The following is a 21,982-nucleotide window of genomic DNA, read 5'->3' as shown; positions in this document are numbered from 1 at the left end:
GAGTCAGGTCACGAGCGCGGCCAGACCACTCAGACGATCCTCGGCCGGCCTCCGCGGGCAGCTCACACACTTGGCCGACCCGGGGGTCTCGTAGATCAGGCAACACGACGCCCGCTGCGTGAACCGGCGGGTCACCGCACCGGCATGCACGTCGACGAACCGCGGCCGGGGCAGTACCGTCCCGTCGGCACGCATGGCGTCGACGAGCTGCCGGGCGAACATGCTCCCTCTCACACGATCACCGATGCCGTCGCCGGCGTCGAGCGCGCGGTTGGCGATCGAATCGGTGGTGATCGCCCACAACACTGCCCGCCGCACCCCGGACGCCTCGGCCAGTGCGTCGATGAGAACGGTCAACGTTCCGGCGAGTTCCGACGCCAGATCCGCCACCGGCAGCACCGATGATGCCGTCAGACCGCCGAGGTATCCATCGCCGGTCAGGAACGCCCGGGCGCCCTCCAATCGAGGGCAGGCAGCGACACCGGCGACGAGGGCCGTCGCGATCGGGATCCCGGTCAGGGTGGAACTGGCCGAATACCACCACAGGATGCCGTTGACCCGGGGATTCCCACTGCCCCACCGGCGCGCGGTGTCCGTAAGCCGGTGGGCCATCCACTCGGCGTCCGCCATGTCTGCTGCCGGAAACGAGCGGCCGTCGGGAAGCGCCGTCCAGGTGGCCAGCAGCGGAACCCGACGGGCGGTCAGCGCGTACGTCTGAGCCAGGTGCTCATCCATCGGCCAACCCCAGAATGTCCATCGACCGCCTCGGCCCCGACCGCACAACGGCGCGGATTCCGAACACCTCGCCCAGCACCGTGTCGTCGAGGACGTCGGGAGGTGGGCCGGCGGTGATCACCCGTCCATGCTGCATCACCGCCAGCGTGTCGCAGTACTGCACCGCCAACCTGAGATCGTGCATGGTCACCACGAGTGCGAGTCCGCCGGCGGCGAGATCGCGCAGCAATTCCATCAGGATGAACTGATGACGAAGGTCGAGGTGATTAGTGGGTTCGTCGAGGAGCAGGACGCGCGGTTGCTGCGTGAGCGCCCGCGCGATCGCCACCCGTTGACGCTCACCTCCCGAGAGCGCCTGCACGTCGCGCCCCGCGAGTTCCGCCAACCCCACCTGCTGCAGGCACCTGTCGACGATCTCGCGGTCGGCGGCGCTGTCGCGCTCGAACCAACCCTGGTGGGGAATCCGGCCCAGCGACACCGACTCGCGCACCGTCACCCCCGCCGACGACTGCGGCTCCTGCGGAACCGCCCCGACCGTGCGGGCGAGTTGTCGCCGCGCCAGGTCGGCAACGTTCACCCCGCCGACGACGACGGCGCCCGCGGTGGCGGACACCGCGCGGTAGCAGCAGCGCAGCGCCGTCGTCTTGCCGGACCCGTTGGGCCCTACCAGACCGAGCATCTCGCCGGGCCGGACAGCGAAGTCGACCCCGTGCAGCACGTCGCGTGACCCGAGTTCGGCCCGGAGTCCTTGCACGCCCAGCCCGCTCATCGTTCGGCCCGTCGGTACCGGCGCTGCAGCATCCACACGAACAGCGGGGCGCCGACGAGCGCAGTGACCACACCGACCGGCACCTCGAGGCTCGATGAGATCGACCGTGCCGCGGTGTCGGCTCCCACCATGGCGATCGCACCGAGCAGCGCGGCGACCGGTAGCAACCGGGCGGCGCGGATACCGACGACGTAGCCGGCCAGGTGTGGCACGAGGAGGCCGATGAAGCCGATACCCCCTGCGACCGAGACTGCAGCGCCGGCCAGTAGTGACACTCCCAGCAGGTGGACGATCCGGAAGCGGGGCACGTTCATGCCGAGCACGGTCGCTCCGTCGTCCCCGGTCTGCAGTACGTCGATCCGGCGGGCACTCCACAGCATGGCAGTGCCGACCGTCGCGAGCGCCGATACGGGAAAGATCATCGTCGACCAGCGCGCGTCACCGAATCCGCCTGCGAGCCAATGCATCACCGAACCGAGTTGTCGTTCGTCGGCGAGCACGAGAAGCGAGAAGGTGATCAGTGCCGAGAAGACCTGTGCCAGCGCGACACCGACGAGGATGATCGCAGTGGGTTGCGGATACCGTCCGCCGATTGCCAGCGACAGGAACAACGGCACCATCGCGCCGACGAACGCCGCCACGGGAACGGTGAAGACCCCGAGCATTCCGGCGCCGAACCCGAGCACCGTCACGATCACGACACCGAAACCGGCACCCGAGGACACGCCGAGCAGGTATGGGTCGGCCAGCGGATTGCGGGTCACGAGCTGCGCCACCGCACCGGACAGTGCCAGCGCGGCGCCCACCGTCGCCGCGGTCAATGCCCGCGGCAGACGAGAACCGACGACGATGGATTCCCGTGCCTGCGACCACCAGACGTCGAACACACCGGGCAGCATCCGGTTCACCACGATGGCCCAGACGTCACCCACCGGTATGCGCACCGAACCGAACGACACGGCGAGCCCGATCACGAACAGCGTGGTCAGCACCAGAAGTACGATCAGCCCGGCAAATCCGAGAGGGGAACGAGCTGACCGCGAGGATGGGCGCACCTCGGTCCGTTCGGTGAGCGCCGTCATCGCGCGGAGAAGGCGCCCGGATGGACGGCGCGCGCGATGGTCTCGACCGACCGCACCAGGCGGGGGCTCTCGAAGAAGTCGTCGAGCGGTACGACGACGAAGCGGCCTGCCTTTACGGCAGGGGTCGCCGACATGATCGGGTGTGCGGTCAGGAAGTCGATCTTGTGTTGCGCACTCGTCGCGCCGTAGTCGAGGACGACGATCACCTCGGGACTGCGTTCTCCGACAATCTCCCAGGTGGCCGTCGAAAACGGTTTCTGCCCGTCGGAGAAGATGTTCGCGGCACCCGCATGGTCCGCGATGAGCTGACCGATTCCGACACCGCCGACAGTCAGCGGGACGTCCTCGCCGGAATCGTAGAAGAACACCGGGACGGCGGTACTGCCCGCAAGTGTCGCGCGCACGGACTGCAATGCGGACGTCACTCGGTCGCTGATCGCACGCGCCCTGTCTGGAACTGCGAGGATTTCGCCCAGCTGCGTGAAGTCGTCCCGCATCAGGGCGATGTCGGGGAAGCCCTGCCCGCAGTACTCGGAGAACAGGAACGTGGGAATGCCGTGCTCGGCGAGGAACTCTCGTGAACGCCCCTCCTTCTCGTCGAATGCGCTCCGCATTCCCCCCACCACCAGGTCTGGCTCGAGGTCGAGCAACTGCTCTCGCGTCGGATACTCCTTCGACCGATGCGGGATCTTCGCGAATTCCTCGGCGAATGGGGGTAGCGGGGTGGCGTCGCCATACCCGGTGCCGACGATACGGTCGCCGACACCCATCTCGATCAGAACCTCGGTGACATGATCGTTCATGCTGACGATGCGCTGGGGTGGTGCATCGAAGCTCTGCGCGAGCGAACAGTTGGTGATCGTCACCGCGGCGGTGAACGACTCGGCGGAAGTAGTGCCCGGGCCAGGTTCCCCACGCGAGCAGGCGGCAGCGAGCAGCACTGCCACGGCGGCGGTGAGCAATCCGGACCTTCGGAACAACGGACGGTGCATGTAAACCTCATTGCGGCTCAGAGCCACGAATGAAAGTCGTGCAGGTCACTCCACGACCGGAGTCGCGGTGCGCCTGCGGGACTCCGCTTCGTAGACCACGACGAATGGATGTCGCACACCACACACCGGGTAATCGGGCTCGCCACCGGAAAATACTCCGATGGCCCACCGTTGCGGGTCAGCGCCGGATTCGGACCGGCTTCCCCCATGTCTGTGGCTGCACGTGCACATCCGAGTATGCATCATGGCGCGGGAGCCGGATCACACCACCGCCGCTCACCGCCGCACCCGCACTACAGTCGGCAGTCGCACAATGCCGACCACGACCCGGAGATGACGCATGACACGTTGGGCCTCGACCGTTGTTTCCCGGCGATGGTGGATTCTGGTGCTTGCCGTGGCCGCCGTACTGGTGAGCGGCGTCTGGGGTACGGGGGTGTTCGCGAAACTGGGCTCGGGCGGCTACACCGACCCGGGCAGCGAGTCCGCTGAAGTGGCGAGGATCGTCGAGGCCAACCTGGGTCCGCAGACCGCGGACATCATCGTCGTCTACACCGCGCCCGAAGGGAGAACGCTCGACGACATCGGTCCCGAGGTGACCGCCGACCTCGAGCGGTTCGCCGCCGAGGTCCCCACACACAAGATCACCTCATACTGGTCCGCGGACACCACGACGAAGCAACGGATGGTGTCGGAGGACGGCACCAAGGCGTCGGCCGCGGTCACCGTCGACCCCGAAGCCGGAATCACGGTGGCCGCCTTCGACCGTCTGCTCCCCAAGCTCGAGGTCGAGGGCATCGACACCGAGTTCGCGGGCAACTCGGTGGTGGGTGTGGCTTTCAACAACCGGCTCCAGCAGGATCTGGTGCTGGCGGAGGCGATTGCGCTTCCCATCACACTGGTCCTGCTGGTCTTCCTCTTCGGCGGCGTGGTCGCCGCGGCCGTACCCGTCTTCGTCGGACTGCTCTCCATTTTCAGCGCGCTGGCCACCCTTCGGGTGCTCACCCTGTTCACCGACGTCAACTCCTTCGCGATCAATGTCGCCTCTCTGCTCGGTCTCGGGTTGGCCATCGACTACGGGCTCTTCGTCGTCGGACGTTTCCGTGAAGAACTGGAGTCGGGCGCCGACACTGCCGAGGCCACCCGGCGCACCGTGCTCACGGCCGGCCGCACTGTTCTGTTCTCCGGACTGCTGCTGGTGTGCGCCTTCTCGGGCATGCTCGTGTTTCCCCAGGACGTCATCGCATCGCTGGGATTCGGTGCCATGGCCGCGGTCGCGAGTGCGGCGCTGCTGTCCCTGACCGCCGTCCCGGCTCTCCTCGCGATCCTCGGCCCGCGCATCAACGCAGGGAGCTGGCGCAAGGACGCAGCCCAGCGCAGCGAAGCGCGGGCCCGCACGTTCTGGGGGTCCGTCGTCACGTGGGTGATGCGCAGGCCGGCCGCGATCGCGGTCGGAATCGTCGCCGGACTTCTCGTTCTGGCAGCTCCCCTGCTCAGCGCCTCCCTCGGAGAGGTCACGTACACCGCGCTGCCCGAGGACGACCCTGCGCGCATCGCCACCGACACACTCACCCAGGAGTTCCCGACGACGGGCAACGGAGCCACCCTGATTCTGCGAGGCACGGACGGCAGCAGACCGACTGCCGCGGACGGTGCCGCCGTCGCCGAACAGGCCGGACAGGTGGAGGGCATCGGTGCGGCCACTGTCGTGGCGTCGAACGGTGAACTGGTCGCCGTCCAGGCGGTATACGCGGAGGGCGTCGACAGCGACGACCAGAGTGGTGCGGTCGCGGCCCTGCGCGACATCGCAGTACCGGAAGGGACCGAACTCCTCGTCGGCGGTGGACAGGCCACCGTCGACGACAGCAACGCGGCGATCGTCCGCTGGTTGCCCGCGATGATGGCGATCATGGTGCTGTCGACGCTGATGCTGCTGTTCCTGGCGTTCGGCTCGGTGGTCCTGCCGCTCAAGGCGGTGGCCATGGCGGGACTGAGCCTGGCCGCCACCTTCGGCGTCCTGACCTGGATCTTCCAGCTCGGTCACGGCGCGAGCCTGCTCGGGGTCAGTCCGGCACCGCTCGAGGCGACGTTCGTCGTCCTGATCCTCGCGGTCGTGTTCGGCTTGTCCACCGACTACGAGGTGTTCCTGATGTCACGGATGGTGGAGGCGCACGCGGCGGGGGCGACCACGGAGGAAGCGGTGCGCTTCGGAACGGAGCGCACGGGGCGGATCGTGACCGCGGCCGCTCTGCTGCTCGTCGTGGTCACCGGAGCATTTACCGTGTCCGGCCTGTCGATCATGCGGTTCCTCGGAGTGGGCATGATCGTGGCGCTGCTCGTGGACGCCACCGTGGTGCGCATGTTGCTCGTGCCGTCGCTGGTGAAGCTGATGGGTCCGGCCAACTGGTGGGCTCCGGCGTGGATGACGAAGGTCCATTCCAAGGTCGGAATCCGTCACTAGTGCATCATCTTACTTCGGAGTAAGTTCGGGGAATGGCCACCTACCTCGTCACGGGCGGAGCCGGATTTCTGGGTCGACACGTCCTGCCTCTGATCCTCGACCGCGATGACACAGCAGAGATACACGTCCTCGTCCGCCCCTCCTCGCTCACCAAACTCGACGCCCTCACCGAAAGCATGCTCGGCGGCGATCGTGTGCATCCGCTGATCGGCGACCTGACCGAGCCCGGCCTCGGCCTCGCCGCGGTGCCGGCGGCCCAGCACGTTTTGCACCTCGGCGCGATCTACGACCTCACCGTCGGCGACGAGCAGGCGTCGACCAATGTCGACGGCACGCGCGCGGTGGCCGCCCTCGCGACAGAGCTGGGCGCAACCCTTCATCACGTGTCGTCGATTGCGGTCGCGGGCGATTACGCGGGCACCTTCGCCGAGTCGGATTTCAATCGGGGACAGAGTTTTCCGACGCCATACCACCGCACCAAGTTCGAGGCGGAGAAGATCGTTCGAGACAGCGAGGGACTGCGCTGGCGGATCTACCGCCCGGCCGTGGTGGTCGGCAGTTCGGTCACCGGTGAGATGGACAAGATCGACGGACCGTACTACCTGTTCCCCGCCATCTCGACTCTCGCCAAGCTCCCGGCCGCACTCCCGGTGGCTGTCCCCGACATCGGATCGACCAACGTCGTTCCCGTGGACTATGTGGCGGCGGCCATCGTGGAGCTGATGTCGGCACCGGACCGCGACGGTCAGGTGTTCCACTTGGTCAATCCGCGCCCGCAGCCGGTCCGCGAGATCTACGCGGGGCTCGCCAAGGCCGCCGGTGCCCCGCGCCCGGCGGCGAGCCTGCCCGGCGGACTGGTCCGCCCCTTTCTGGCACCCACCCCGGACTCGACTCTCGACACGGGCCGCAAGTTGGTCCTCGAGGGGCTCGGCATCCCGCCCGTGCTCGTGGCGAACATGACGCTGCCTACCGTCTTCGTCAACGAAGAAACGCGAAAGGCTCTGCAGGGTAAGAGAATCGAGGTTCCGCCCTTCGCCTCCTACACGAAGGCGCTGTGGACCTACTGGCAGAACCATCTCGATCCCCATCGGGCCCGCCGCTCCCATCCCGGCGGACCGCTCATGGGACGGCACGTCGTCATCACCGGGGCCTCCTCCGGGATCGGTCGCAGCGCGGCGATCGCCGTGGCCCGCAAGGGCGCGAAAGTTCTTCTCCTCGCGAGACGTACCGAGGAACTCGATGCCGTGGTCGCGGAGATTCGCGCGGCGGGCGGTGCGGCGTTCGGATATCCGTGCGACATCACCGACGAGACGTCGGTCGAACGCACGGTCGCCGCGATCCTCACCGAGCACGGTCACGTGGACATGCTCGTCAACAATGCCGGCCGGTCGATCCGGCGGGGCCTCTACCGCTCGACCGAGCGGTTCCACGACTTCGAACGCACCATGGCCGTCAACTACTTCGGCGCCGTTCGACTCGTCCTCGCGTTCCTTCCGCAGATGCGTGAACGCCGGTTCGGGCACATCGTCAACATCAGCAGCGCCGGGGTCCAGGGGGCAACGCCCCGATTCGCCGCCTACGTAGCCAGTAAGGCGGCGCTCGACGGGTTCACCGATGTCGCGGCCGCTGAAACACTGTCCGACGGCATCACGTACACCACCATCCACATGCCACTCGTCGAGACGCCGATGATCGCACCGACCGGCAACTACAACGTGGGACCCATCACCTCACCGGAGAAGGCGGCGGCCATGGTGGTCCGGGCCCTGGTCGAGCGGCCGAAGCGCATCGATGTCCCCAGCGGCACTCTCGGCGAACTCGGCAGTATGTTCGCGCCTGCCGTCAAAGACAGGATGATGCATCAGATGTATCGCATGTTCCCCGACTCGCCGGCGGCCAAGGGACAGAGCGTCACCCAGAGGACACCCGAACCTCCACGAACCGACGGGGTACGTGCGCACAGGTCGACACCGTGGGGACGCGCCGCCCGCAAGGTCGGAAGGCTGGTACCCGGCGCCCATTGGTGAGCGCACTCGGTCAGGCCAGCGGGCGTACCCCGGTGGCGACGACGGGACGAACCGGTTTCGGTGCGGCTCCGCAACTGGGCGGCCTGGGCGCGAGTTCCCGCTCCTCGACATCGACGGACCACCGGCGTCCGTCGATGTGGGTGACCACCGACGCCCCGTCCACCGCCAGCTCGTTCGGGCCCGCGGTCACCAGCTCCCGGACCGCGAGCTCGGCAACCTGGCCCCGCTCGTCCCAGCAGCTTCGTCCCCGCAGTCCCTGCGCGTACACCTCGTCCCGGGCGGCGGCGCGCACCGCCTCGACGCTCTGTTCCGCAGAGAGCCGGCCGTACGTATATCCGGTGGGCAGCAGAATCATCGACGGCGCGAACCGGTGTCCTCCCGTGTGCGAGCATTCCCACACGGTGTCGCCGAACTCTGTGGACAGCCGGGCGGCGATGGGCCGCCCCAGGACGGCACAGCACTGATCCCGTTTACCGTGCGCGCACACCAGCACCACCGGCTCCGCGACCGGCTCCCCCCACCGCGGAGCCGGACCAGCGACCGCACCGAGGTCGAGGTCGAGGAGGTCGGCCGGACTGCCGATGTCCAGGCGTTCACACCAGGCCGACGCGGGGTGCGAGTGTGCAAGGAGAACTGTGCGCCTCGCCGGATCGGTCGTGCTTCGTCCCGGCCGGCGGATGAACATGAACCGTACTCCGGCCGCCTTCGCACGGGCGTCGAGTTCCCCGGCGAGTTCGCTGCCCAGCGCGGTGCCGTCCACCACGTCCCGGCCCCACGCACCCGGGTGTTCGAGACACACCCAGCCCGTGACGTGCGCCGCCGTTCCCGGCAGGGGTTCGTCGGCGGCGGACAGCGCGGAGCAGGCAGTAGAGGTGATCGTGTCGTTCACGAGGCCATTGTGTCAGGCCGATTTTTCGCTCAGTCGTGGAACTTGCGCCGTTCCGACAACTGCTGAACGAACTTCTCGATGCGCCGGGCACGCGTCTCCGGACGTTTCGCGTCCTGCAACCGGTAAATGACCGCGTAGCGGTTGTGGCTGTTCAGCGTCGCAAAGAACGCCTCGGCCTCCGGATTCTGCGCGAGGGCGGCAAGGAAGTCCTCCGGGATTTCAGCCGCCTTCTGTCCGGTATAGGCACGGTCCCACCGCCCGTCGGCTCTGGCCTTCTCCACTTCCGCCGCACCGGCAGCCTCGAGGGCCCCGGCGGCTTCCAGTTTCTCGGCATATTCGCGGTTGCGTTTCGACCACGGACTGCGCGCCGATCGTGGGGTGAACCGTTGGACATAGAAATTTTCGTCGACCCGGCGGACTTGGCTGTCGATCCAGCCGTAACACAACGCCACCTCGAGTGCCTGGTCGTAGGTGATCGACGAGTGGGCCGATCCCTTCTTCGCCATCTTCAGCCAGATACCGGGTTTGGTGGCGTGATGAACTGCGAGCCACTGGCGGAATTCGATCTGCCCGGTGAAGTACTCGACCGGCAACTCTGCTGCACTCATGCGCCGGTATCTATCGGCCCCGTGCCCACACCCGCACGAAACCCTGCGACAGATACGCAAGCGAGCCGAGGGCCAGCACCCACTTGGTGATGCTGACCGCGGAGGTGGCGCGGACGGTGGCATCGGTGATGTGCTCCCGATGGGTCAGCATATGCAGGCCGACGACATTTTCGACGTAGTCACCGGCCGCGGCTACGACCGGCGCAGCCGCCAGCATCTTGCGCGTGGTGGGCGACAACGGCGTCAACTCCGCCAGCCGTCGCGCACCCGTACGCAGAGCGACGGCGTAGATGGCGGGATGGATGAAGTCTGGGTAGTAATGACTCCGATATCGCGCGGTCTCGGTGGCGTCCATGCCGTCGAGGATCGCGGTGTAGTCCCGGGCGGATCGCGCCGTCTGAATCTCGGCCACCCGGGGGGCAGCAGGACCGAGCAGTCGGGCGATATTCGCCTGTGAGATCACGAACGCGGCAGACCAGCCGAGGAGCTTGCGGTCGAGCGAGGTGAGCGCCATGGCCAGATCCTCCCATGGATACCCGACGGTTGATCGTCCCTTCGTCCGAGTCCGGTCAACCTGCTGCCTCGGTCAGCGCCTTGGCGTCCTCCTCGCCGAACCGCTCCTCGAGCACCTCCGGGGAGTAGTCGAGGTCTATTTCCTCGACCGGCCGGCCGCGTGCCGACTCGATCGCCGAGAGGCGACGCTGCGCACGGTCCGCGGCGTAGGCCAGGAACTCGTCGTTGTCGAGCCCGAACGGCTGAACCTCGAATTGTGCGTTGACCCAATCGATCATGCCCAGTGCCATCGGCATCAGCTCCGCCATCCGCTCCTGCACCACATTCCAATTGTTGTCGTCGGCCGCGACATGCCGTCGGCAGGTGAAGGTTCCCCAGGCCATGTGACGACGTTCGTCGTCGCCGATCCGCTTGACGAGATCCTGCATGCCGGGAAGTATCCCGCGGGTCGCGCACACCTTCTGCCACGCGTAGTACCCGGTCAGCGCAAGACTGCCCTCGATGACATGGTTATAGGTGACGCTGGCGCGAATCTGGTTGGCGGGGCTCGGATCCGTCTCGAGAACGCCCAGAGATCCGGGAAGCTCCTCGTAGAACAATTGGCGGTAGTACGGATTGTCGGCGACGAACGGATGCAGGTCCTGCGTGAGCCCGACCGCGTCCATCCACAACCGGAACACCTGCGTGTGCTTGGCCTCTTCGAAACAGAACTGAGTCAGGTACATCTCGTCACCGAACCGGCCCTCTGCGGCCATCGCCTTCATGAAGGGCTGAATGTCCTCGGTGACCGCCTCCTCACCGGCGATGAACTGCGCGCACAGGTACGTCGCGCTCCGCTGCTGCTCGCTGTTCAACTCCTCCCAGTCCTGCGCATCCCGGCTGAAATCGAGATCGACGGGATTCCAGAACTTGGCATTCCCCTTGGTGAACAGTCGCAGCGGAAAGGCGTCCCAGTTCAGGCCGCCGGAGCGGAGCGAACTGAACCCCTCCCTGCCGGGTGCGTACGGTCGTCCGGGTGTGATCGTCGACATCTCGTGCCTTCTTCCCGATGTACAAATACCTGTGCAGCCGGGTCCGAGCCCCCGCTTCTACTCCACGCTAGTCCTGCCCAGGCCGCTGCGGGTTTACATTTGCGGACTTTTGTCTGAATCCGGCCGACGGTGAACAGCGCACGCTCAGTTCGGCTCGGACTCCATCAGGAACGGCATCGCCGCCGCCTCGAACTCGTCGTACCGATCACGGTGAATGCTGTGTCCCCCGGGGAAAACCACCACCCGGCATCTCGGTATCGCGGCGACTGCGGATTCGAGTCGACGGGCATCCACCATCCCGCCGGGACCGCCGCGCAGGATCAGTGTGTCCGCCTCGATCCGTGGCAGCTGGTCCCACCACAACGGGTCCGGTCGGCGGAACTGCTCGAGCGCCGAGCGTGTCATCGACCGGTCGAAGGCGATCACGGCCCGCGGGTGCCGGATCAGGCTCGTCGTCGCATGCCACAGCTCCGGCAGGGACGGCAGCCTGTTCGAGAAGACCTGCTCCGGGTCACCGGGCCGCAGCGGAAGTGGGGCCTCCTCGATGACCAACCGCCGCACCAACTGGGGGCGGGTCTGGGCTGCGAGTGAGGCGGCATGACCGCCGAGCGAATGACCGACGAGATCGACCTGCGCCAGGCCCAGGTTGTCGCACACTTCCACCACATCGGAACCGAACTCTTCGAACAGGTACGACGCAGCGCGGGCACTGCGACCGTGTCCCCGTAGGTCGAGCACGACGACCCGGCGCCCGCGGGAGACCAGCGCCCGCGTGAACCGATCCCATGTTCCGCCGTCACCGCCCATTCCGTGCACGAGAACCACGGGCACGAGATGAGCGGCCGGGCCACTGCGCACTCCGCTGTCGCGGTACGCGAGGGCGACACCGGTGCGGGTCGCGGTCGTCCTGCTCGTCTCCACGAGGAGTAAGCCTAGGCGGACGGCCGCGTCGGCCCGCCCTGACCTCCCGAGCCGTACGGGCGGTCCGTTCACAAGTTGGGTTTCACGGTGTGGCGGGGACGACCCGATAGCGCAGCGTCACGATCCCCGACTCGTAACCCTTGGCCTCGAGGAGCGTGAGGGCGTGCATCCCGGTGTCCTCGTCGAGGAGACGCTGCCCGCGCCCCAGCAGCACCGGCACCACGCGCAACTGAATCTCGTCGACCAGATCTGCCGCGAGTAGCGACTTGGCCAGGGTGATACTCCCCCACACGACCACGTCACCACCGGGCTCCCGCAGCAACTGCCGCACCCGCTCGATCACGTTCCCGTCGTACACCTGCGCCGGTTCCCACGATCCCCACGGCGCCCTGCCGAGGGTGGACGAGAACACGAGCTTGGGAAGCGTGTTCACCACCTCGGCCACCACCTCGCCTTCCGCGGTGGGCCAGTACTCGACGAACATCTGATAGGTGTTGCGGCCCAACAGAACCAGATCCACGTCGGCGAGAAGATCTATGTTGTCCCGATCGACCTCACCGAAATCGGACACCGCCTCGAAGAAGTCGAGCTCGCCCGACGGCCCGGCGACGAACCCGTCGAGAGTGGTCAGTTCCTGCACGATCACCCGGCGAGTTGCGGGCGTAGACACCTCACTCATAGATTCCCTCCACCGTCCACCGATCCGCCGTGCAGATCACCAGCAGTGCCCGCGACTCCTCGAGCAGCACCTGCGCCCTGGCCGCCGTCCGGGCGGCCGGCGGATCCCACCACCGCTCGTCCACCGGCCACGGTCCCGCCCATCCGCACACCGTCCACTCTTTACTCCCCCAGCGCAACCGGGCGGGAGGCGCACTGAACACACCGCGTTCCGTGACCGTCACGGCAGCACCCCGTGCGTCCACGATGCCGACCTCGGGATGTGCCGTCAACACAGCGGAAGGTGCCGGTTCGGGGAGCGTTCCCGGCCACGGCTCCGACGGATCGGAACGAGGAATCAGCTCATCCCCCAACGGCAGCAGGGTGATGCGCTCCGCCGGACCCCGCCCACCACTGAGAACACCCACCTGCACGGCCTCCCCGCCGAGAAGTCCCTGCACCCGCACCAAGGCTCGCCGGGCCCTCTCGTCCTGATCTCCGACTCCACCCCACAGCCCCAACTGCAGGGCGCCGGAAGCCACCACCTCCACCGGCTCGAGCCGCAGGACCGCGATACCCGCGGTGGGACGCTTCTCGCTGCGCCCGGTCAACCACCCGTCCAACTGCCACCGCACCCGGTCCGCCGTCGCCTCCGGCGTCAACGGCTCCGCGCATCGCCACGTCCGGGACAACTGCTCCCCGTTGCCGGTGATTGCCGACACCGACAGCCGAGTACAGGCCACCCCCGCGTCGGACAGCGTGCGGTGCAGTTTCTCCGCCAACGCCCTGCCTGCGAACGCTGCGGCGTCGACCCGTTCGATCACGGGGTCGCAGTGTTCTTCCACCTCCAGGTCGGGAGGTAGCGATCGCGCCGACGGGGGACGCTCCGGCTCACCCCGCGCCGCACGATGGGCAAGCACCGCGTCGGTTCCGAAACGGGACGCCACATCACCTGCCGGCAGCGCCGCGAAGGCGCCGATGGTACGCAGTCCCAGCCGGTGCAGCAGATCGACCAGTTCACCACGGTGAGCTGCCGCGAGACTGGGTTCGGCAGCCAGTTCCCTCATCGGCAGAGGTGCCAGGAACTCCGCTCCCCGGCCGGGAGGCACGAGCACCCCTCTGCGAGCGGCGATCACGGCCGTGGACAGTTGATCGGCAATGCCCACCTGACACTCGACCCCCACAGCCGACACCTGGTCCACCAACCGCTCCGCAGCGGCTTCCTCGGAGCCGAAGTATCTGCTGACGCCCCGCGCCGACAACACCACGAGCCCGGGACGCAGCACCTCGACTCCGGGAGCCACGGCGTCGATGGTCGCGGCAACCGGCTCGAACAACCGCGCGTCCCGCTCGGCATCCGCTGTCACCACGTGCAACCGGGGGCACCGGGCCTGGGACTCGCGGCGACGCAGTCCCCGGTGCACCCCATCAGCCCGGGCCGTCGCCGAACAGGCCACCACACGATTACCCGACGTCACCGCCACCGGATGAGTGGGCGGGAGGTCCACGGCTGCAGCAGCTGCGACCGCAGGCCAGTCGGGACACCACAACGCCACTACGCGGCTCATAGCCCCACCACTTCCGCCGCTTCCGGAAAGCCTCCCTCCGGGAGACCGGTGTCCGGCGTGCTCACCCACTCCACTCGACCCTGCGCCGAACGCACGTCCAGCCGGGTGGTGCGCGGCTGAAACGACCGCCCCCGGGCGCACACCGCCAGGCTGAGGGAACGTAGCCGGCCGCACCCCCGTTCCTGAGATCCCTTGCCCAGTCCCGCATATCCGCGGACCCGGGCATCCAGTCGCATCTCAGCACCGTCCCAGTGTCCGTCGGTGACCACCAGGGTCGAACCCTTGCTCCGCGCGCGGGCCACCACCGCGCGGGCACGGGACGGCGCCACCGAGGCTCCACCCAGGCCGAGTACCACCAGATCCATACCGTCCAGCAGCACCGCGGCGATCTCCACCGGATCAGCTCCGGGGTCGGGAATCAGAGCGAGGCGTTCGAGCTGCGCCCCCATCTCGACAGCGGCGAGCAACCCGAGCTGGGGATGCCCGATCACAGCGACATGTCCCCCGTCTGCGGTGACCGACGCGACCAGCCCCAGCAGAAGCGAGGTGGCACCGGAAACCGATACCACGGAACCCCGCATCAGCCCGCCTCTCGGAAGAAGGTCGGCCAGCGCAGCCGGAACCGGGAGCACCCCGGCCGTGTCCGAATCGGGGGCCGAAGACTTGCCCGGTGTGTGCAGCGCTCCCTCCATCGGAGCGCGATTCGCCACCGCTTCCCCGCGAGCGGGGACCGCCGCCATCCTTCGCCGGAGGAAGTCCAGACGCTCCTGACGGGAGAGCCCCGATAACTCCGGCGGCGCAGCAGACTCCGGAACTGCGGCCACATCAGCCAACTCGACACCCCTGTCACTCGGCACCAACAGCGGTCGGCAACCACGGGGAAGACGCGGCTCGAACAGACGCTACGTTCGAACGTATTTTCGAACTCGTTTCCAGTAAAGCCGGTCGGTGAGTGCCCGTCAAGTGGACCACGTATTCGCAGGTCAGGAGCGTCACACCGCCCGTGTCCGCATCATCCTCTAACCTGAACGCGTGACTGAGCAGGCGCAGAGCGAAAGGGGCATCGGACCCGAATACCTAGTGGCGGGAAGGTACCGTCTGAGGTCCAAATTGGGCGGCGGCGGCATGGGTGCCGTGTGGCTGGCGAGAGACACACTGCTGCACCGGGACGTAGCCGTCAAACAGGTCACCACGACGGCCGGACTCGACCCCGACGAGGCCCGCCGCGTCCGTGAACGCACTCTCCGGGAAGGGCGCAACGCCGCCAAACTCACCCACCGCCATTCCATTGCGATGTATGACGTGGCGCTCGAAGCCGGGGAGCCCTGGCTGGTCATGGAATACCTACCGTCCCGCAGCCTCGCCCAGGCGATGAACATCGCCGACACGCTGCCGCCCCTCGAGGTGGCTCAGATCGGTGCGCAGGTGGCGGACGCCCTGGTGGCCGCGCACGCGGCGGGCATCGTGCACCGGGACATCAAACCGGGCAACATCCTCGTCGCCGACCGGGGCCGGGAACTCGGCACCGTCAAGATCAGCGACTTCGGCATCGCCCGCGCCAAGGGCGACGCCGCCGAATCCACGAACGGCGTCATCACCGGAACCCCCGCGTACTTCTCCCCCGAGGTTGCTCGCGGCCAGGATCCCACCGAGGCCAGCGATGTCTTCTCGCTCGGGTCCACGCTGTACACCGTGGTCGAGGGGCAGCCGCCGTTCGGCATCGATTCCGACTCCATCGCACTCCTGCATCGCGTCGCGAAGGCCGAGATCTACCGCCCGGCCAAGGCCGGGCCGCTCACCGAAACGCTGTTGCACCTACTCGAACCCGACCCGGCGCGACGTCCCACGATGGCCGAGGCCCGCGACGCGCTGGCCCGGGTGGCCATGGGCGGGGACGGTGATGTCGCCCACCTCGTCGGCTCACCCGTCTATTCCGCCGACGGCACGATTCCCTCCTGGGCCCACCGTTCCACTCCGTTGCCCCCTCCGCACCGACGGAGCAAGATCGGCTCCACTCAGGCCGGCCTCCCCGCGGTGCCCCAGAGCACGCCCTTGAAGAACGTTCCCCGCCCGCTGGGCAAACTGCAGTGGCCGCCGCGGCCCACTCCGCCCGCCCCCGGTGCACCCGAACCCACCGTCCGCGATCAGGTGGTGGCGTGGGCACCGATCGCCATGGGCGTGATGGTCGCCATCTTGATACTGGCCGTGCTCGTCGCCGTGGTCGTCCTGCTGGCCCAGCCCTGAGCGGACCGACGTATCAGTCGATCCGACGACGGTGCGCCCACCGGGTCAGCGCATTGCGGTTCGACTGCTGCGTCTTGCGCAGCACGTTGGACGCATGGGTCTCCACCGTCTTCACCGAGATGACCAGTTCCTCGGCGATCTCACGGTACGTGTACCCCCGCGCGAGCAGCCGCAGTACTTCCATCTCACGCGGGGTGAGCGAATCGAGTTCCGGATCCAGCTGCGGTTCAGGAGCATTGGAGCGGCCGGTGAAGGAGTCCAGCACGAATCCGGCCAGCCTCGGGCTGAACACGGCGTCACCCCCGGCGACCCGGCGGACTCCGTCGGCCAGCTCCCCACCCGAGATCGTCTTGGTTACATAACCGCGCGCACCCGCCCGGATCACGGCGATCACATCCTCGGCGGCGTCGGACACGCTCAGCGCCAGACACACCGGGCCCTCCTCGATGCCGCGCAATACGGCGACACCACCACCCTCGGGCATGTGAACGTCGAGGAGGACGACGTGCGGGGCGGTGGCGTTGATACCCGACACCGCCTCTGCCACACCGCCGGCCTCCCCCACGACCTCCATGTCTGCCTCCCGTCCGAGTTCGGCACGCACACCGGACCGGAAGACGGCGTGATCATCTACGAGAAAGACGCGATACGGCGGTGTTTCAGGCAAGCTCACTGTGGCTGTTCCTCGGCGTGGACGGTAGTGTCGCCCCACTCTAGGCCAGCGTCGTCCGTAATCTCGGTAGCATCCGCCCCGGCCTTGGCATGGCCGTTTCGCGGCATGGAGATCCGGACCTCGGTGCCCTTGCCGGGCGCCGACCGCACGTCCACGTGTCCACCCCGGCGATCGATCCGCCCGCGGATCGACTTAGCCAGTCCCTGCCGATCCGACGGCACCTCGTCGATGTCGAAGCCGACACCACGGTCCCGGACGAACACACTGACCTGTTCGCGCTCCGCCTCGGCGAAGAGGTTGATGTCGGTCTCGCCGGAATGCTTGGCCGCGTTGACGAGTGCCTCCCGCGTCGCACCGAGCAAGGCTGTGAAGCTTTCCTTCGACAGCCCCTCGCCCGTCCCCTCGACGTCGAGGGAGACGTCGCCCACCGTCACCGGCCGCACCGTCACACCGTGCTGGTCCTCGACCTCACCGGCGATGATGCGCAGCGCCTCCGCGAGACTCGACTGGTCGGCGTCGCCGCCGCCGAACAACCACTTGCGCAGTTCGCGTTCCTGTCCGCGCGCGAGCCGGGCCACCTCCTGTGGGTGATCTGCCTGTTTCTGGATCAGCGCCAGCGTCTGCAGGACCGAGTCGTGCAGATGCGAGGCGATCTCCTCACGCTCCTCGTTGCGAATTCTCGCTGCCCGTTCCGCTCCGAGGGCACGCCACAGCCGCAACCACAGGGGCACGGTCAGTAGGCCGGCGCCGACAAGGGTCACCACGACCGCCAGCAACGACGACCGCAAGGCCTCCAGATCGACCTGAGCGAGGATCACCACGCCCAGCCCGGAGACGATCAGTGTCACGCCACCGAGAACCCGCGCCCAGGTGAGAACGGTGGGCCGCTGCGGCAACCCGATCACGGTGCGCGGGCCCTCCGAATCGAATTCCCGCCACACCAACGCCGCACCCACCGCCACCACGATGATTGGCGCAATCACCGATCCCGCACGGCCACTGAACAACCACGACAATGCGGAGGCGCCAGCGAGACCGATGGCGATCAGGCCGATGGCCCTGCGTCGTTCGGACGCGCTGGGCTTCTCCGTGTCGGCACCCGCCGACGTGAAGATCCACAGGAGGCCGTACGCGACGATGCCGGCACCGGCCAGCGCCGCCAGAGCGGCGAACACGACGCGCACCTTCAGGACGTCGACACCCAGCTGATCGGCGATACCGCCCGCGACACCACCGACGACACGACCCGCGGCCCGGCGTTCGAGCCGCGGCATCGGCACATCGCCCGGCGCCACCGGTGGCATCAGCGGGCCACCACCGGTCTGCGCTGCAGAAGGCACGGCGTTCGACACAGATTGCACATACTCGATACTGGCACGATCACCCCGCCCGGGCATCAGGGTCCAACCCTGACTTCGCGGACCCGCACGGCCTCTTCCGAGTGGAAAGATCAGGGTAGTTCCCGATGTACGCGCGGGGCGTCGGCCGCAACGATGGTCGTATGAGCAATGGGAGTTTCCAAGAGCAGATGCACGATCTGTGGCGGACCCGGCCGGTGCGGTTGCCCGGGCGAGGTCACGTCGCCGGTGTCTGTGCGGGAATCGGATACCGCTACGGCGTCGATCCCGTACTGATACGAGTCGCTTTCGTAGTGTCGACCATCTTCGGCGGCGCCGGTGTACTCCTCTATCTGGTGTGCTGGCTCGGCCTGACCAAATCCGGTGACCCGGCCTCGCCGGCGGAGTCCCTCGTCGGCCGAGGCCACAGCTCGGATTCGGGCACCAAGACCGTCGTCCTCCTCGTCGCTCTCGCCATCGCCGCCAGCACGGTCGGGCCGTTCGGTGTCGGGCTCGGCGGATCGGGTCTGATCAGCATGGCGTTGATGCTCGGCGGACTGTGGTTGTTGTATCAACGGCAACCGGTGCCGCCGCCCCTCCCGCCCGGGGTCGCACCGACCGGAGTCGGAACGGGCTATCCGGGTACGAGTTACGCCCCCGGACCGTTCGGCGGCAACCCGTTCGGCGCCGACCCGTATGGCGCCGGTGCCTACGGCGGCAGCGCGTACGGCGCCGGCCCGCACCCCACCTACAGTCCGTACACGAAGCTCCCCGATTCCTACACGCCGAGCAGCGCGGCCACTCCCACCGCGGACAGCACGGATCGAACGAACACACCGTCCCCCACCGAACCCCCAGCGAGCGAGCAGAAGACGGTGTCGTTCGAGAAGTCTCCGGAGCCGACCCCCAGCAGCTTCGCGCCTCCGACACCGTTCGCACCACTCGAACCGCGTCCACCGGCCTGGGATCCGCTGGGAGTGGCCCCCTTCGCCTGGGACCTTCCCGAGCCGGCCGGAACTCCCGCACCCGCCGCGGCACCCGGGCGCAAGCACTCGCGCCTGACCACCATGGTCATCGGACTCGCCATCCTCGCTGCCGCAGCAGCGACGGCACTGTCGGTCGCCACCGGATCGGAATGGCTGAACCCGGGCCGTATCGGTGCCGTCGCCCTCGCCGTGATCGGCGCAGGCCTCATAGTCGGAAGTGTTGTCCGCAAGGGCTACGGCTTGCTCGTCGTCGCGGGACCACTGGTGGGATTCGTCGTTCTGGCCTCGCTCGTCGGCTCACTGAACTTCGACGGACGCAGCATGGGCGAACAGAGATGGGAGCCCATGTCGGCGGCCGACCTCGATTCCGAATACTCGGGCGGTTTCGGCAGCTTCACCCTCGACCTCCGCAGGGTCGAGCTCACCGAGGACAAGACGGTCACCGTGAACGGAAACGGTGAGGTGATCGTGCTCCTGCCACCGAACATGAACGTCCGCAATGACTGCTCGGTTCAGTTCGGTGACAGCCAATGCCTGCCCGACGGTCTCGACGGCGGAGCGGACGGACCGGAAGGACCCGTATTGAATCTCGACGTGAACGCACAATTCGGAAATGTGGAGGTGCGTCGTGGATGACATCGACGACACTCAGGACACCGGCACCACCTCACGGAAACGGCCGTCCCCGCTCCTGTTCCTCGCAGGTCTGGCAGCACTGCTCGTGAGCGGCTGGGCCCTCGTCGGTCCCTTTTCCCTCGAACCCCTCGCGAATGTCGAATTCCGCTGGCTGTTCGTCCTCGTCGCCGTGGTCGTCGGTGCAGTTCTCGTCTTCGCACCGAATAGAAAGAGATAGCCCGGCAACACGAAAGCGCGGTGGGCGGGTCCTCGGACTCACCCACCGCGCTTTTCAGTGCGTCACTCCCACTCGATGGTGCCCGGCGGCTTGCTGGTGATGTCGAGCACCACTCGGTTGACGTCGTGCACCTCATTGGTGATGCGGGTGGAGATGCGCTCGAGTACCTCGTACGGCACTCGCGTCCAGTCCGCCGTCATCGCGTCTTCACTCGACACGGGCCGCAACACGATCGGGTGACCGTACGTCCGCCCGTCACCCTGCACCCCTACGCTGCGGACGTCGGCCAACAGCACCACCGGGCACTGCCAGATCAACTTGTCCAGCCCGGCAACCGTCAACTCTTCGCGCGCAATGGAATCGGCGTGCCGCAGGATGTCGAGGCGCTCTTCGGTGACCTCGCCGATGATGCGGATACCGAGCCCCGGGCCCGGGAACGGCTGGCGTCCCACGATCTCCTCGGGCAGGCCGAGCTCGCGGCCGACGGCACGCACCTCGTCCTTGAACAGCAACCGGAGCGGTTCGACGAGCGTGAACTGCAGATCTTCCGGCAACCCGCCCACATTGTGGTGACTCTTGATATTGGCGGTTCCGGTGCCGCCGCCCGACTCGACCACATCCGGGTAGAGCGTGCCCTGCACCAGGAAGTCGACGGTGTCACCGTGCGCAGCGTTTTCACCCAGCACGTCGCTGACTGCGCCCTCGAAGCTGCGAATGAACTCGCGACCGATGATCTTGCGCTTGGTTTCGGGATCCGACACCCCGGCCAGGGCGCCGAGGAAGGTGTCCGCGGCATCGACGGTGATCAGTTTCGCACCTGTCGCAGCCACGAAGTCCTGTTCGACCTGCACTCGTTCGCCGGCACGCATCAAACCGTGATCGACGAACACACAGGTCAGTCGGTCGCCGATCGCGCGCTGCACGAGGGCCGCCGCGACCGCGGAATCGACGCCACCGGACAACCCACAGATCGCCTTGCCGTCTCCTACCTGCTCGCGCACCTGCTCGATCAGGGCGTCGGCAATGTTCGCGGCCGTCCACGCCGGCGGAATGTTCGCGATCTCGTGCAGGAAGCGGCTGAGTACCTGCTGGCCGTGCGGCGAGTGCAGAACCTCGGGGTGGTACTGCACTCCCGCGAGTTTGCGGGCCCGGTCCTCGAACGCGGCCACGGGGGCGCCCTCACTGGTCGCGGTCACCTCGAAGCCTTCCGGCGCTTCGGTGACCGCATCCCCGTGGCTCATCCACACCGGCTGGTTTTTGGGCAGGCCGTCGTGCAGCAGCCCGCCCTGCACCGTCAAGTCGGTGCGGCCGTACTCGCGTGTGCCCGTATGCGCCACCGTGCCGCCGAGAGCGCCGGCCATGGCCTGAAATCCGTAGCAGATTCCGAACACCGGGACGTCCAGATCGAACAACGCCGGGTCCAGCTGCGGCGCACCCTCGGCATACACGCTCGACGGCCCACCCGAGAGCACCACGGCGAGAGGTTTCTTCGCCTCGATCTCCGCGACGGTCGCGGTGTGCGGGACCACCTCGGAGTAGACCTTCGCCTCACGCACCCGCCGGGCGATCAGCTGCGCGTACTGCGCGCCGAAGTCGACGACGAGGACGGGTCTCTGTTGCTCGATATCTGTCACCG

Annotated in this window: 20 protein-coding genes and 1 riboswitch; of the genes, 5 read left to right on the top strand and 15 right to left on the bottom strand. The window is 67.4% G+C overall.

The annotated features are described in order from the left end of the window. Positions 1 to 3: 3 nt before the first annotated feature. From L1080_RS05865 to L1080_RS05850, 4 genes are read right to left on the bottom strand one after another with little or no spacing between them, the layout of a single operon-like run. Positions 4 to 735 (bottom strand): (2Fe-2S)-binding protein, encoded by a 732-nt coding sequence (locus L1080_RS05865; RefSeq protein WP_250769077.1) that lies wholly within the window; start codon positions 733 to 735, stop codon positions 4 to 6. Then, on the bottom strand, positions 728 to 1,504 hold the full coding sequence (locus L1080_RS05860) for an ABC transporter ATP-binding protein (protein WP_250769074.1): 777 nt from the start codon (positions 1,502 to 1,504) through the stop codon (positions 728 to 730). Before L1080_RS05860 ends, L1080_RS05865 begins: the two co-directional genes overlap by 8 nt. Further along, the gene (locus tag L1080_RS05855) at positions 1,501 to 2,586 is read right to left on the bottom strand and encodes a FecCD family ABC transporter permease (RefSeq protein ID WP_250769071.1); all 1,086 of its coding nucleotides are present in this window, start codon (positions 2,584 to 2,586) and stop codon (positions 1,501 to 1,503) included. The genes L1080_RS05860 and L1080_RS05855 overlap by 4 nt, the downstream gene beginning before the upstream one ends. Continuing rightward, on the bottom strand, positions 2,583 to 3,578 hold the full coding sequence (locus L1080_RS05850; RefSeq protein ID WP_250769068.1) for an ABC transporter substrate-binding protein: 996 nt from the start codon (positions 3,576 to 3,578) through the stop codon (positions 2,583 to 2,585). Before L1080_RS05850 ends, L1080_RS05855 begins: the two co-directional genes overlap by 4 nt. Positions 3,579 to 3,685: 107 nt before the next feature. Continuing rightward, positions 3,686 to 3,833, bottom strand: a riboswitch (cobalamin riboswitch). An 85-nt stretch (positions 3,834 to 3,918) separates the two neighbouring features. Between L1080_RS05850 and L1080_RS05845 the strand changes: the two genes are divergently transcribed. Next, positions 3,919 to 6,039, top strand: a complete 2,121-nt coding sequence (locus L1080_RS05845; RefSeq protein ID WP_250769065.1) for an MMPL family transporter — start codon at positions 3,919 to 3,921, stop codon at positions 6,037 to 6,039. A gap of 32 nt (positions 6,040 to 6,071) precedes the next feature. Continuing rightward, the gene (locus tag L1080_RS05840; protein WP_250769062.1) at positions 6,072 to 8,066 is read left to right on the top strand and encodes an SDR family oxidoreductase; all 1,995 of its coding nucleotides are present in this window, start codon (positions 6,072 to 6,074) and stop codon (positions 8,064 to 8,066) included. Positions 8,067 to 8,076: 10 nt separating this feature from the next. Here the strand turns inward: L1080_RS05840 and L1080_RS05835 are convergent, their stop codons facing one another. The 8 genes from L1080_RS05835 to L1080_RS05800 form a co-directional block, all read right to left on the bottom strand. After that, positions 8,077 to 8,955, bottom strand: a complete 879-nt coding sequence (locus L1080_RS05835; RefSeq protein WP_250769059.1) for a sucrase ferredoxin — start codon at positions 8,953 to 8,955, stop codon at positions 8,077 to 8,079. Between the two features lie 29 nt (positions 8,956 to 8,984). Beyond that, positions 8,985 to 9,563 (bottom strand): YdeI/OmpD-associated family protein, encoded by a 579-nt coding sequence (locus L1080_RS05830; protein WP_250769056.1) that lies wholly within the window; start codon positions 9,561 to 9,563, stop codon positions 8,985 to 8,987. Positions 9,564 to 9,573: 10 nt separating this feature from the next. Beyond that, complete coding sequence (locus L1080_RS05825; protein ID WP_250769044.1) at positions 9,574 to 10,077, bottom strand: hypothetical protein; 504 nt, start codon at positions 10,075 to 10,077, stop codon at positions 9,574 to 9,576. Between the two features lie 55 nt (positions 10,078 to 10,132). After that, the gene (locus L1080_RS05820) at positions 10,133 to 11,107 is read right to left on the bottom strand and encodes a R2-like ligand-binding oxidase (protein WP_213577206.1); all 975 of its coding nucleotides are present in this window, start codon (positions 11,105 to 11,107) and stop codon (positions 10,133 to 10,135) included. A 144-nt stretch (positions 11,108 to 11,251) separates the two neighbouring features. Then, positions 11,252 to 12,028, bottom strand: a complete 777-nt coding sequence (locus tag L1080_RS05815; RefSeq protein WP_250769041.1) for an alpha/beta fold hydrolase — start codon at positions 12,026 to 12,028, stop codon at positions 11,252 to 11,254. Positions 12,029 to 12,110: 82 nt separating this feature from the next. Beyond that, positions 12,111 to 12,707, bottom strand: a complete 597-nt coding sequence (locus L1080_RS05810; protein ID WP_250769038.1) for a dihydrofolate reductase family protein — start codon at positions 12,705 to 12,707, stop codon at positions 12,111 to 12,113. Beyond that, positions 12,700 to 14,253 carry a DNA polymerase Y family protein gene (locus L1080_RS05805; RefSeq protein WP_159925707.1) on the bottom strand — a complete coding sequence of 518 codons (1,554 nt, stop codon included), beginning with the start codon at positions 14,251 to 14,253 and terminating at the stop codon, positions 12,700 to 12,702. The genes L1080_RS05810 and L1080_RS05805 overlap by 8 nt, the downstream gene beginning before the upstream one ends. Next, the gene (locus L1080_RS05800) at positions 14,250 to 15,113 is read right to left on the bottom strand and encodes a hypothetical protein (protein WP_250769036.1); all 864 of its coding nucleotides are present in this window, start codon (positions 15,111 to 15,113) and stop codon (positions 14,250 to 14,252) included. The genes L1080_RS05805 and L1080_RS05800 overlap by 4 nt, the downstream gene beginning before the upstream one ends. A gap of 172 nt (positions 15,114 to 15,285) precedes the next feature. Between L1080_RS05800 and L1080_RS05795 the strand changes: the two genes are divergently transcribed. Next, a complete protein-coding gene (locus L1080_RS05795; protein ID WP_109331477.1) occupies positions 15,286 to 16,497 on the top strand; it encodes a serine/threonine-protein kinase in 1,212 nt (403 codons plus the stop codon). A 13-nt stretch (positions 16,498 to 16,510) separates the two neighbouring features. Here the strand turns inward: L1080_RS05795 and L1080_RS05790 are convergent, their stop codons facing one another. Together L1080_RS05790 and L1080_RS05785 are read right to left on the bottom strand one after the other, a co-directional pair. Next, positions 16,511 to 17,170 (bottom strand): response regulator, encoded by a 660-nt coding sequence (locus L1080_RS05790; RefSeq protein ID WP_250769034.1) that lies wholly within the window; start codon positions 17,168 to 17,170, stop codon positions 16,511 to 16,513. Further along, on the bottom strand, positions 17,167 to 18,522 hold the full coding sequence (locus L1080_RS05785; RefSeq protein ID WP_374433387.1) for a sensor histidine kinase: 1,356 nt from the start codon (positions 18,520 to 18,522) through the stop codon (positions 17,167 to 17,169). Before L1080_RS05785 ends, L1080_RS05790 begins: the two co-directional genes overlap by 4 nt. Before the next feature lie 149 nt (positions 18,523 to 18,671). On the opposite strand from L1080_RS05785, the gene L1080_RS05780 reads away from it, so the two are divergent. Both L1080_RS05780 and L1080_RS05775 read left to right on the top strand, forming a co-directional pair. Then, positions 18,672 to 20,129, top strand: a complete 1,458-nt coding sequence (locus tag L1080_RS05780; RefSeq protein WP_250769032.1) for a PspC domain-containing protein — start codon at positions 18,672 to 18,674, stop codon at positions 20,127 to 20,129. Next, on the top strand, positions 20,107 to 20,346 hold the full coding sequence (locus L1080_RS05775; protein ID WP_159925701.1) for a hypothetical protein: 240 nt from the start codon (positions 20,107 to 20,109) through the stop codon (positions 20,344 to 20,346). Before L1080_RS05780 ends, L1080_RS05775 begins: the two co-directional genes overlap by 23 nt. 62 nt (positions 20,347 to 20,408) lie before the next feature. Here L1080_RS05775 and guaA read toward each other — a convergent pair whose 3' ends face one another. Then, positions 20,409 to 21,980: a glutamine-hydrolyzing GMP synthase gene (gene guaA / locus L1080_RS05770; RefSeq protein ID WP_159925699.1), complete on the bottom strand. Its 1,572-nt coding sequence runs from the start codon at positions 21,978 to 21,980 to the stop codon at positions 20,409 to 20,411. Between the last annotated feature and the right edge of the window lie 2 nt (positions 21,981 to 21,982).

Origin of the sequence: Rhodococcus sp. MSC1_016 (assembly GCF_023667485.2) — a bacterium.
Taxonomy (GTDB): Bacteria; Actinomycetota; Actinomycetes; order Mycobacteriales; family Mycobacteriaceae; genus Rhodococcus_F; species Rhodococcus_F oxybenzonivorans.
This window is presented reverse-complemented; position numbering and strand designations above follow the sequence as displayed.

Coding starts and splice junctions, on each gene's coding strand:
- L1080_RS05820 (WP_213577206.1), bottom strand. CDS start 11,107: ATGTCGACGATCACACCCGGACGACCGTACGCACCCGGCAGGGAGGGG.
- L1080_RS05865 (WP_250769077.1), bottom strand. CDS start 735: ATGGATGAGCACCTGGCTCAGACGTACGCGCTGACCGCCCGTCGGGTT.
- L1080_RS05780 (WP_250769032.1), top strand. CDS start 18,672: ATGAGCAATGGGAGTTTCCAAGAGCAGATGCACGATCTGTGGCGGACC.
- L1080_RS05850 (WP_250769068.1), bottom strand. CDS start 3,578: ATGCACCGTCCGTTGTTCCGAAGGTCCGGATTGCTCACCGCCGCCGTG.
- L1080_RS05825 (WP_250769044.1), bottom strand. CDS start 10,077: ATGGCGCTCACCTCGCTCGACCGCAAGCTCCTCGGCTGGTCTGCCGCG.
- L1080_RS05855 (WP_250769071.1), bottom strand. CDS start 2,586: ATGACGGCGCTCACCGAACGGACCGAGGTGCGCCCATCCTCGCGGTCA.
- L1080_RS05830 (WP_250769056.1), bottom strand. CDS start 9,563: ATGAGTGCAGCAGAGTTGCCGGTCGAGTACTTCACCGGGCAGATCGAA.
- L1080_RS05860 (WP_250769074.1), bottom strand. CDS start 1,504: ATGAGCGGGCTGGGCGTGCAAGGACTCCGGGCCGAACTCGGGTCACGC.
- L1080_RS05810 (WP_250769038.1), bottom strand. CDS start 12,707: ATGAGTGAGGTGTCTACGCCCGCAACTCGCCGGGTGATCGTGCAGGAA.
- L1080_RS05845 (WP_250769065.1), top strand. CDS start 3,919: ATGACACGTTGGGCCTCGACCGTTGTTTCCCGGCGATGGTGGATTCTG.
- L1080_RS05805 (WP_159925707.1), bottom strand. CDS start 14,253: ATGAGCCGCGTAGTGGCGTTGTGGTGTCCCGACTGGCCTGCGGTCGCA.
- L1080_RS05775 (WP_159925701.1), top strand. CDS start 20,107: ATGTGGAGGTGCGTCGTGGATGACATCGACGACACTCAGGACACCGGC.
- L1080_RS05840 (WP_250769062.1), top strand. CDS start 6,072: ATGGCCACCTACCTCGTCACGGGCGGAGCCGGATTTCTGGGTCGACAC.